Source organism: Pseudomonas sp. NPDC096917 (assembly GCF_044762555.1).
GTDB lineage: Bacteria > Pseudomonadota > Gammaproteobacteria > Pseudomonadales > Pseudomonadaceae > Aquipseudomonas.
The window spans coordinates 13,827-24,032 of sequence record NZ_JBIWEO010000019.1; the positions used below are offsets into that span (position 1 = coordinate 13,827).

Annotated in this window: 9 protein-coding genes; 6 read left to right on the top strand and 3 right to left on the bottom strand. The window is 59.7% G+C overall.

The features are described 5' to 3' along the window. Nucleotides 1–78: 78 nt before the first annotated feature. Nucleotides 79–585 carry a peptide deformylase gene (def, locus tag ACIQYF_RS19635; protein WP_402865146.1) on the bottom strand — a complete coding sequence of 169 codons (507 nt, stop codon included), beginning with the start codon at nucleotides 583–585 and terminating at the stop codon, nucleotides 79–81. 394 nt (nucleotides 586–979) lie between these two features. Here def and dprA point away from each other — a divergent pair, with 394 nt between their 5' ends. Further along, nucleotides 980–2,077 carry a DNA-processing protein DprA gene (gene dprA / locus ACIQYF_RS19640; RefSeq protein ID WP_402865148.1) on the top strand — a complete coding sequence of 366 codons (1,098 nt, stop codon included), beginning with the start codon at nucleotides 980–982 and terminating at the stop codon, nucleotides 2,075–2,077. A 35-nt stretch (nucleotides 2,078–2,112) separates the two neighbouring features. Next, nucleotides 2,113–2,670 (top strand): L-threonylcarbamoyladenylate synthase, encoded by a 558-nt coding sequence (locus ACIQYF_RS19645; protein WP_402865150.1) that lies wholly within the window; start codon nucleotides 2,113–2,115, stop codon nucleotides 2,668–2,670. A gap of 127 nt (nucleotides 2,671–2,797) precedes the next feature. On the opposite strand, the gene ACIQYF_RS19650 is transcribed toward ACIQYF_RS19645, so the two are convergent. Continuing rightward, entirely contained in the window at nucleotides 2,798–3,775 is a 978-nt protein-coding gene (locus ACIQYF_RS19650; RefSeq protein ID WP_402865152.1) for an NADPH:quinone reductase, read from the bottom strand. Nucleotides 3,776–3,934: 159 nt separating this feature from the next. Between ACIQYF_RS19650 and hemF the strand changes: the two genes are divergently transcribed. Both hemF and aroE read left to right on the top strand, forming a co-directional pair. Further along, nucleotides 3,935–4,849 carry an oxygen-dependent coproporphyrinogen oxidase gene (hemF, locus tag ACIQYF_RS19655; protein ID WP_402865154.1) on the top strand — a complete coding sequence of 305 codons (915 nt, stop codon included), beginning with the start codon at nucleotides 3,935–3,937 and terminating at the stop codon, nucleotides 4,847–4,849. A 22-nt stretch (nucleotides 4,850–4,871) separates the two neighbouring features. Beyond that, entirely contained in the window at nucleotides 4,872–5,693 is an 822-nt protein-coding gene (gene aroE, locus ACIQYF_RS19660) for a shikimate dehydrogenase (RefSeq protein ID WP_402865156.1), read from the top strand. A gap of 126 nt (nucleotides 5,694–5,819) precedes the next feature. On the opposite strand, the gene ACIQYF_RS19665 is transcribed toward aroE, so the two are convergent. Next, nucleotides 5,820–7,388, bottom strand: coding sequence for a SulP family inorganic anion transporter (locus ACIQYF_RS19665; protein ID WP_402865158.1), 1,569 nt, complete (start codon nucleotides 7,386–7,388; stop codon nucleotides 5,820–5,822). Nucleotides 7,389–7,538: 150 nt separating this feature from the next. Between ACIQYF_RS19665 and ACIQYF_RS19670 the strand changes: the two genes are divergently transcribed. Together ACIQYF_RS19670 and betT are read left to right on the top strand one after the other, a co-directional pair. After that, nucleotides 7,539–7,865: a DOPA 4,5-dioxygenase family protein gene (locus tag ACIQYF_RS19670; protein WP_402865160.1), complete on the top strand. Its 327-nt coding sequence runs from the start codon at nucleotides 7,539–7,541 to the stop codon at nucleotides 7,863–7,865. Nucleotides 7,866–8,184: 319 nt separating this feature from the next. Then, nucleotides 8,185–10,182, top strand: coding sequence for a choline transporter BetT (gene betT / locus ACIQYF_RS19675; RefSeq protein ID WP_402865162.1), 1,998 nt, complete (start codon nucleotides 8,185–8,187; stop codon nucleotides 10,180–10,182). Nucleotides 10,183–10,206: the final 24 nt, after the last annotated feature.

The following is a 10,206-nucleotide window of genomic DNA, read 5'->3' on the forward strand; positions in this document are numbered from 1 at the left end:
ACGGCCGCTTCGCGCCCGGTCGCAGCCTCGTGCCTCGACAGCGGCTACAAGAGCCGCGTCAATATTTGGATGTTGGGATCAAGCGTTCTGGCGGTGCAGCTTTTCCAGCTTCTTCTTGATCCGGTCACGCTTGAGCGTAGACAGGTAATCGACGAACAGCTTGCCGTTAAGGTGGTCGCATTCGTGCTGAATGCACACCGCCAACAGGCCTTCGGCGACCATTTCAAACGGCTTGCCATCACGGTCCAGCGCCTTGATTTTGACCTGTTGCGGGCGATCAACGTTTTCGTAGTAACCCGGCACCGAGAGGCAGCCTTCCTGGTACTGGCCCATCTCGTCGGTCAGGGTTTCGAACTCGGGGTTGATAAACACCATCGGCGCGCTGCGGTCTTCGCTCAGGTCCATGACCACGATGCGCTTGTGCACGTTGACCTGAGTCGCGGCCAGACCAATGCCAGGCGCTTCGTACATGGTTTCAAACATGTCATCGATCAACTGACGGACGCTGTCGTCCACAACCGTCACCGGTTTGGCGATGGTGCGCAGACGCGAGTCTGGGAATTCGAGGATGTTTAAAATAGCCATAAGTTTGATTGGGGCACTGTGTGAAAGATTCAAAAACGGTTGTCAGGGGGTCTTGAAGACTCGGCAACCTGTGCAAAACGTCTCCTTCAGAGAGAGCCCGCTCGGGCTCTGGCGTTTCACGCGAGCGCACATAATAAAGGGATTCAACACCGGATGAAACGACTTGCTGCCCAGCTGCATGTCGTGGGCGCCAGCCGTGGCGTGTCGCAGCTTGAAACCAATGTGTACGGCCTATGCGCAACGTTCAACTAAGGTTGGGTTTTGAAGCGTTATTTCAAGGACCGGTCGGGTATGCAACCCGGTTTTTCCCAGCGGTTTCCAAACAACTTGTTAACAGACTTATCCACAGGTTGTTCTTTTCGTAAAGCTGCTGAAACAGATCAAGGATGATCCCATGTCGATGTCAGATATTTCCCCGGCAGAGCTGGAAGCCCGTTTGCGTTTGCATCGCTTGCCCGAGGTAGGCCCGCAGCGTTATCACGGCCTGTTCCGGGCCTTTGGCTCGGCCAGTTCGGCGCTCAGCGCACCCGCCAGTGCGTGGCGGGCATTGGGGCTGCCAGCGGTGAGCAGCGATGCGCGTCGCAGCCCTGAAATCCGTGACGGTGCCAGCGCTGCAATGCGCTGGCTTGAGGGCTGCAAGCACCATGTGGTGTTGCATGATCAGTCCGATTACCCGGCGTTGCTGGGCGAAATCAAAGACCCACCGCCGTTGCTGTTCGTGGCTGGCGACCCTGCCATTCTGGAAAAGCCGCAACTGGCGATGGTGGGTAGCCGCCGGGCCTCAAGGCCGGGGCTGGACACCGCCGAGGCCTTTTCGCGTTGTCTGGCTGGCGCAGGTTTTGTGATCACCAGCGGGCTGGCGCTGGGCATCGACGGGGCCGCGCATCAGGCTGCACTAGACATTGGCGGGCAGACAATTGGAGTACTGGGCACCGGACTGGAAAAACTTTATCCACAGCGTCACCGTGTGCTGGCTGACGCCATGATCAACAGCGGTAGCGCAGTGGTTTCGGAGTTCCCGCTGGATGCCGGGCCGCTGTCGGCCAACTTCCCGCGACGCAACAGAATCATCAGCGGTTTGTCGTTGGGCGTATTGGTGGTTGAGGCCAGTGTGGCCAGCGGTTCGTTGATCACTGCCCGCCTGGCCGCCGAGCAAGGTCGCGAGGTTTACGCCTTGCCGGGGTCTATCCACCACCCCGGCGCGCGGGGCTGTCATCAACTGATCCGTGATGGCGCCACTTTGGTTGAAACCGTCGACCACATCCTAGAAGGCTTGCGCGGCTGGCGTTCGATGCCGTTGCCTACGCCTGAATTGTTTACTCACAGCTGTCATCCATTAGTGAAATTATTGCAGGCAGCGCCCCACACCAGTGAAGCGCTGGTGTGTGCCAGCGGTTGGGATTTGCCCCGGCTGCTGGCCGCGCTGACCGAATTGGAGCTCGACGGGCACGTAGTGCTTGAGGGCGGGCGTTGGTTTGCTCGCGCCAGCTAAGTACACTGCGCCCAGTAACTATTTGGAGACATTCAATGCTCAGCACCTGGCGCGTCCAACAAGCAGCACGAGCCATTCGCGCAGGCGCGGTGATCGCCTATCCCACCGAAGCTGTCTGGGGGTTGGGTTGCGACCCCTGGGATGAAGAAGCGGTGGAGCGCTTGCTGGCGATTAAATCTCGACCTGTGGACAAAGGCCTGATTCTGGTGGCCGACAACGTTCGCCAATTCGACTTTTTGTTCGAAGACTTCCCGCAAGCGTGGCTCGACCGCATGGCCAGCACCTGGCCGGGGCCGAACACCTGGCTGGTGCCGCATCAGGGCTTATTGCCGGAGTGGATCACCGGTCAACACGAAACCGTGGCGTTGCGGGTGAGCGATCATCCGCAGGTGCGCGAGTTGTGCTCGTTGGTAGGGCCAATCGTCTCGACTTCAGCCAACCCAGCGGGTTTACCGGCGGCGCGGACGCGACTGAAGGTTGAGCAGTACTTTCGAGGGCAGGTTGATTACGTGTTGGGCGGCAATTTAGGTGGGCGTAAAAACCCGAGCCTGATCCGTGATTTGGCGACCGGCAAGGTTGTGCGCCCCTCCTGAACGCTTCACCCCTAAACCCTGTAGCCGCTGCCGAAGGCTGCGATGGGCTGCGTAGCGGCCCCTGCTTCTAAAAGCGAATGTCCTTCGGCCCTTATCGCAGCCTGCGGCAGCGGCTACAGGTGGTGGGTTACGGCAGCAAAATCGTCGAGCCCGTGGTGCGGCGGGCCGACAATTCAATGTGTGCTTTGGCAGTGTCTTTCAACGCAAAACGCTGGCTGATTTCAACCTTGATCTTGGCGCTGCGGATCATCTCAAACAGCTCATCGGCCATTTTTTGCAGGTTCTCGGCGTTGTTGGCGTAGCTCGCCAGCGTGGGCCGGGTCACGTACAGCGAGCCCTTTTGCGACAAAATCCCCAGGTTTACCCCGGTCACCGCCCCCGACGCATTCCCGAAACTGACCATCAGCCCGCGTGGCGCCAAGCTGTCCAGCGACGTGAGCCAGGTGTCTTTGCCGACACCGTCGTACACCACCGCAACCTTCTTGCCGCCGGTCAACTCCAGCACCCGTTGGGCCACGTCTTCATGGCTGTAATCAATGGTCTCCCAAGCGCCCAGTGCTTTGGCATGGGCGGCTTTCTCTGCCGAGCTGACCGTACCGATCAACTTTACGCCCAGCGCCTTGGCCCATTGGCAGGCAATCGAGCCAACGCCACCGGCAGCGGCGTGAAACAGCACGGTTTCGCCGCCTTTTAACTCGTACGTCTGACGCAGCAAGTACTGCACGGTCAGGCCCTTGAGCATCACGGCGGCCGCTTGCTCAAACGAAATATCGTCGGGCAGCTTCACCACATTCGCAGCAGGCAACACGTGCAATTCGCTGTTTGCTCCCAGAGGGCCAGTGCCGTAGGCCACACGGTCGCCCACTTTAACGTTGTGCACCTCACTGCCGATGGCGTCGACAACGCCTGCGCCTTCGTTGCCCAGACCAGACGGCAGCTCAGGCAATGGGTACAGGCCACTGCGGTAATAGGTATCGATGAAGTTCAGGCCGATGGCTTGGTTACGCACCCGCACCTGCTGCGGGCCGGGCGCGGCGGGTTGGTAGTCGACATACTCAAGCACTTCTGGGCCGCCGTGGGCCCGAAACTGGATACGCTTAGCCATCTGCACTGTCCTCGCTGAATTGACGAAGGCCCTATCCAACGCTTTACCGTGATCTTCGTCAACTGTGGCGAGGTCGACTGCGGTGGTATGCTAGCCGCCCTTTGCCGCCGGCCCGCTCAGACGAAGTGCCGCGTAGCTTTGACCTAAAAAGGTGATGTCATGTCTACCCGCACCGAGGCCGTAAAAGCCTACTTGCTCGACCTTCAAGACCGCATTTGCTCAGCTCTGGAAACCGAAGACGGCGGCGCGCGCTTCGTTGAAGATGCCTGGGAGCGTCCAGCGGGCGGCGGCGGTCGTACTCGTGTGATCGAAAACGGCCATGTGATTGAAAAAGGCGGCGTCAACTTTTCTCACGTGTTTGGCAGCGGTTTGCCGCCCTCGGCCAGTGCTCATCGCCCAGAGCTTGCGGGCCGTGGCTTTGAAGCCCTGGGTGTGTCGCTGGTGATCCACCCACACAACCCGCATGTACCGACTTCCCACGCCAACGTGCGTTTTTTCATCGCTGAAAAAGAAGGCGAAGAGGCGGTCTGGTGGTTTGGTGGCGGCTTCGACCTCACGCCGTACTACGGCGTCGAAGAAGACTGCGTGCACTGGCACCGCGTGGCCGAGCAAGCGTGTGCACCGTTTGGCCCCGACGTGTACCCGCGCTACAAAGCCTGGTGCGACAGCTACTTCCACATCAAGCACCGCAACGAGCCGCGTGGCATCGGCGGCCTGTTCTTTGATGACCTGAACGAGTGGGACTTCGACACGTGCTTCGCCTTCATTCGTGCCATTGGCGACGCTTACATCGACGCCTATTTGCCGATTGTTCAGCGCCGCAAAGCCGACGCTTACACCACCCAGCAGCGCGAATTCCAGGAATACCGTCGCGGGCGCTACGTTGAATTCAACCTGGTCTACGACCGTGGCACTCTGTTCGGCCTGCAATCGGGCGGGCGCACCGAATCGATCCTGATGTCGCTGCCGCCGCAAGTGCGCTGGGGCTATGACTGGAAAGCCGAGCCCGGCAGCGCCGAAGCGCGCCTGGTTGACTACTTCCTGCAAGACCGCGACTGGTTAGCCAACGCCTGATAGAGCCCGAGGAGCGAACCTGATGGACCGTTACGTCGTTTTTGGTAACCCGATCGCCCACAGCAAATCGCCGGTATTGCAGCGCCTGTTTGCCGAACAAACCGGGCAGTCGATGCAATACGACACCTTGCTGGCGCCGCTGGATGACTTTAGCGGCTGCGCTTCGGCATTTTTTCAGCATGGACGCGGAGCCAACGTCACGGTGCCGTTCAAGGAAGACGCCTACCGTTTGGCCAACAGCCTGACGCCGCGTGCGCAACGGGCTGGCGCGGTGAATACCCTGAGCAAACTGGCAGACGGCACCTTGTTGGGGGACAACACCGACGGCGCGGGCCTGGTGCGCGACCTGACGGTGAATGCGGGTTTCAGCCTCAAGGGCAAACGCATCCTTCTCCTCGGTGCGGGCGGGGCGGTACGTGGCGCACTGGAGCCGATCTTGGCTCAAGGCCCGGCTTCGGTGACCATCGCCAACCGCACGGTCGAAAAAGCCGAAGTGCTGGCCGAACTGTTCAGTGATCTGGGCCCGGTGGCCGCCAGTGGATTTGACTGGCTGCACGAGCCGGTCGATTTGATCATCAACGCCACCTCGGCCAGCTTGGCCGGTGAACTGCCGCCGATTGCCAGCAGCCTGATCGAGCCGGGTCAGACCCTGTGCTACGACATGATGTACGGCAAAGAGCCGACGCCGTTTTGCGTGTGGGCCACTGAGCATGGCGCGGGTCAGGTCATGGACGGCCTTGGGATGTTGGCCGAACAGGCTGCAGAAGCTTTTTACTTATGGCGCGGTGTGCGCCCGGACACAGCCCCGGCGCTGGCCGAGTTGCGCCGGTTACTGGCGCAGTAACGCTAAACACTCCATATCCACTGTGGGAGCGGGCTTGCTCGCGATGCAAGCGGCGCGGTTCTTCAGACGCACTGCGCTGATCGCTATCGCGAGCAAGCCCGCTCCCACCGGATTTGGGGCAATCAGTTACCCCTCAAATAGAATTGGGCATTTATCCGCCCCCTCCAGCTTGATCAATTCCTCAACCACCTGCGCCCGCGCCCCGCGCAAGGTCAGGCTGCGGCCTAACCCCAGCAACCTGCGCGCTTCTTGGTGGAGCATCTCAACACCTGAGTAGTCGATAAAGTTGATTTGTTGTGCATCAACTACCACCCGCTTGCCATGGGTGCGCTGCAAACGCACTTGCAGGTAATGGCTGGCACCGAAAAAAATCGAGCCCCCGACCCGCAAAATCTCTTCATCCCCGTCGATCCACTGCTGAATACGCGGCCGCGAGGTGCGCTTGAGGTAGAAAAACAGCGAGGCCAGCACCCCGGCATAAATCGCCGTTTGCAGCTCCAGCAGCAAGGTGGCGACGCAGGTCAGCGCCATCACCGCGAACTCGGCGCGGCTCACCCGCCACAGCGCCCGAATACCGCGCGTGTCCACCAGCCCCCAACTGATCAATAAAATACTGCCCGCCATGGCCGGGATCGGGATGTGGGCAATCAGCGCCGAACCTGTGATCGCAAACAGCGCCACCCACAGCGCCGAAAACACCCCGGCCAGTGGCGAGTGGGCGCCGGCTTCAAAATTGAGCCCAGAACGGGTAAACGAGCCCGCTGACAAATAGCCCGAGCACAGTGCGCCGACGACATTCGATACACCCTGCGCGCGAACTTCTTGATTGGCGTCGAGCATCTGCTGCGAACGAACGGCTAACGAGCGGGCGATCGACAAACTGGTCACCAACCCCAGCATGCCCACCGCCACGGCGCTTGGCAGCAAGCGCAAAACGGTCTCAATATCTAACGGCAACGGGCTAAAGGGCGGCAGACGGCCCACGAATGCCTGTACCAATTGCACATGCCCAAACACCTGCGGCGCCAGCCACACCGCGAGGCTTGCCAGCACCAGTGTCATCAGCAAGGTTGGCCAGTGCGGCAGCCACAACTTGAGCGCTGCCCCCAGCACCACCGTCGCCACGCCCAGCGCCAGTGAAGCGGGGTCGAAGTCGCGAACATGGCGCATTAACGTCAACAGGCTGTCGAGGGCGGTGGCCTTGCCCTGCACATCAACGCCCAGCACATTGGGCAACTGGCCCAGTGCAATCACCACTGCCGCGCCAAGGGTGAAACCGAGCACCACCGAGTGCGAGACAAAATTGGCCAGCGCGCCAAATTTCAGCAGGCCCAACAACCACTGAAAAACCCCGGCCAGAAACGTCAGTAGCAGAATCAGGCCGATGTAATCCTGGCTACCGGGCACCGCTAGCGGGCTGACACTGGCAAACAACACAATCGAAATCGCCGCCGTCGGACCGCAGATCAAATGCCACGACGAGCCCCACAAGCAGGCAATTATCACCGGCACAATCGCCGCATACAGCCCGTACTCGGGGGGTAAACCGGCAATCAAGGCATAGGCGATGGACTGCGGCAGTGCCAGAATTGCCCCGCTCAGGCCAACCAGCGCATCTCGGCCTATGCTTGCGCGGGTTTGTTGGGGCAGCCAGTTCAAAAATGGCAGGATGTCAGCGCGGTTGAGCCGGGGCATAACGCTCTCGTTGGGCAGATGTATAAGGCAGACCCTAGCATGTACGTGCTGGCGAAGAATGAAGGCTGTGTAAGGATCGCGCAGGGTTCAAAAAATGCGTTGCTACGCAGTCGTTGGCAGCGACCACAGACCGTTTTTTAAGAGGCGCATATGCAACGAATCAAGGGCTACCATGCCCACGTCTATTTTGATGCGAGCACTGTCGAGCAGGCGCGCGCCTTGTGCGAAGAAGCCGCGCACCGGTTTGGCATCAGCATGGGCCGCGTTCACGAGCGCCCGGTCGGCCCGCACCCCGACTGGAGCTGCCAACTGGCCTTCGGCCCCGAGCTGCTCGGCATCGTCCTGCCATGGCTGGCGATCAACCGGCATGGGCTGGTGATCTTTATGCACCCCGACACGGGCAATGACCTGCTTGATCACACCGATCATGCGATCTGGATGGGCGCAGTGCGGGCGTTGAATTTGTCTGCTTTTTGATCAGTGAGCGACTCATTCGCATGTTTTTAAATTTTTTTCACCCCCTCAAACACCCCCACCTTCCAGCCTTCGGCAACTCCCTGATAGCCCCAAGCCATAACGGCTGAACGTTGGTCACTGCCATGTGTCATACCTTGCCATGAGCTAACGTAAGACACGTGTAGCCAGGGGTAGCGAATAGTCCTAAAAGTCCATTCGTGTTTAACTTGAACACTCGTTCAAGTTAAACGGTGGTCCGCTGCCCGCTCACAACAGGAGGCTTACCTTTGCCGAATTCGCTCTTTTTGCTCCCGTTTCACCTCAATAAGGTGCACATCCAATGAGTGCACCGGCGACGTCGCAGACGTCTGTGATCCGCATGAACCCGCCGGTGTTTTACTTTGCCGCCGCGTTCATTCTGATCTTCGGCCTGGTGGTTATCTCCATGCCAAAAGCGGCCGGGGAATGGCTGCTTGCTGCACAAACCTGGGCGGCCAATACGGTCGGCTGGTACTACATGTTAGCGATGACCCTGTATCTGATCTTCGTGGTCGTCACCGCCTTGTCTGGCTACGGCAAGATAAAGCTCGGTGCCGACCACGACGAACCTGAGTTCAGTTACCTGTCTTGGGCGGGCATGCTTTTCGCCGCCGGGATCAGCATCACGCTATTTTTCTTCTGTGTATCAGAACCCCTCACCCACATGCTCGCCCCGCCTCAAGGCCCGGCGGGTACGGACGCGGCCGCACGTCAGGCCATGGAGTTGCTGTTTCTGCACTGGGGGCTCCACGGCTGGGGCGTGTTTGCTTTTGTCGGCATGGCGCTGGCCTACTTCGCCTACCGGCATAACCTCCCCTTGGCCCTGCGTTCGGCGCTGTACCCGCTGATCGGTAAGCGCATCAACGGGCCCATCGGCTATGCGGTGGATGGCTTCGGCATCATCGCCACGGTGTTTGGTCTGGGGGCCGACATGGGCTTTGGGGTGTTGCACCTCAACTCCGGCCTCGACTATCTGTTCGGTGTGCCCCATACCCAATGGATTCAGGTGGGCTTGATCACCCTGATGATGGGTGCCGCCATTTTGGTGGCCATCGCGGGCGTCGACAAAGGCGTGCGTGTGATGTCCGACATCAACATGCTGCTGGCCTGTGCGCTGTTACTGTTTGTGTTGTTCGCCGGGCCCACCCAGCACTTGCTCAACACCTTGATCCAGAACATCGGTGACTACTTGGGCGCGCTGCCGACCAAGAGTTTTGATGTGTATGCCTATGACAAGCCGAGCGACTGGCTGGGTGGCTGGACCGTGTTCTATTGGGCCTGGTGGATCGCATGGTCGCCGTTTGTGGGCCTGTTCATTGCGCGTATCTCCCGCGGCCGCACCATTCGCGAATTCGTGTTTGGCGTGCTGCTGATCCCGCTGGGCTTCACCTTGGCGTGGATGTCGATCTTCGGCAACAGCGCTATCGATCAAGTGCTCAACCACGGCATGGTTGCTCTCGGCCAGTCGGCCATCGACGACCCGTCGCGCACGTTGTACCTGCTGCTCGAAACCTACCCGTGGAGCAAAACGGTGATCGCCGTGACGGTGTTCATCAGTTTTGTATTCTTCGTGACCTCGGCCGACTCCGGCACAGTGGTGTTGTCGACGCTTTCGGCGCGTGGCAACAACGCCGACGAAGATGGTCCAAAATGGCTGCGGGTGTTCTGGGGCGCGATGACTGCGCTGGTGACCAGCGCGCTGTTGTTCTCGGGCAGCATTGATGCGCTCAAGTCGGCGGTGGTACTGACCTCGCTGCCGTTCTCGCTGATCTTGCTGCTCATGATGTGGGGCCTGCACAAGGCGTTCTACCTTGAGTCGCAGAAGAAAATCGCCCAGACGCACTCATTGGCGCCCGTGTCTCACTCGCGCCGGGGTGGCTGGCGTCAGCGCTTGAGCCAGGCCGTGCACTTTCCGTCACGTGACGAGGTGTACCGCTTTATGGATTCCACCGTGCGCCCGGCTATTGAAGAGGTGAGCGCGGTATTCCGCGAAAAAGGCCTGAGCGTTGTCACTCAGCCGGATCCGGCCAACGACAATGTCAGTCTGGAAATCGGTCATGGCGAGGAGCATCCGTTCATCTACCAGGTACAGATGCGCGGCTACTTCACACCGTCGTTCGCACGTGGTGGCTTTGGTAAAAAAGAGCAACTGCGCAACCGCCGTTATTACCGGGCTGAAGTGCATTTGGCCGAAGGCAGTCAGGACTATGACCTGACCGGCTATACCAAAGAGCAAATCATCAACGACATCCTCGACCAGTACGAACGCCACATGCAGTTCTTGCATTTGGTGCGGTGAGGCCATGTGTGGGAGCTGCCGAAG

What these genes read in the sequence shown, in the direction of transcription:
- def (WP_402865146.1), bottom strand. Translation starts at nt 585, where the DNA reads ATGGCTATTTTAAACATCCTCGAATTCCCAGACTCGCGTCTGCGCACC.
- dprA (WP_402865148.1), top strand. Translation starts at nt 980, where the DNA reads ATGTCGATGTCAGATATTTCCCCGGCAGAGCTGGAAGCCCGTTTGCGT.
- ACIQYF_RS19645 (WP_402865150.1), top strand. Translation starts at nt 2,113, where the DNA reads ATGCTCAGCACCTGGCGCGTCCAACAAGCAGCACGAGCCATTCGCGCA.
- ACIQYF_RS19650 (WP_402865152.1), bottom strand. Translation starts at nt 3,775, where the DNA reads ATGGCTAAGCGTATCCAGTTTCGGGCCCACGGCGGCCCAGAAGTGCTT.
- hemF (WP_402865154.1), top strand. Translation starts at nt 3,935, where the DNA reads ATGTCTACCCGCACCGAGGCCGTAAAAGCCTACTTGCTCGACCTTCAA.
- aroE (WP_402865156.1), top strand. Translation starts at nt 4,872, where the DNA reads ATGGACCGTTACGTCGTTTTTGGTAACCCGATCGCCCACAGCAAATCG.
- ACIQYF_RS19665 (WP_402865158.1), bottom strand. Translation starts at nt 7,388, where the DNA reads ATGCCCCGGCTCAACCGCGCTGACATCCTGCCATTTTTGAACTGGCTG.
- ACIQYF_RS19670 (WP_402865160.1), top strand. Translation starts at nt 7,539, where the DNA reads ATGCAACGAATCAAGGGCTACCATGCCCACGTCTATTTTGATGCGAGC.
- betT (WP_402865162.1), top strand. Translation starts at nt 8,185, where the DNA reads ATGAGTGCACCGGCGACGTCGCAGACGTCTGTGATCCGCATGAACCCG.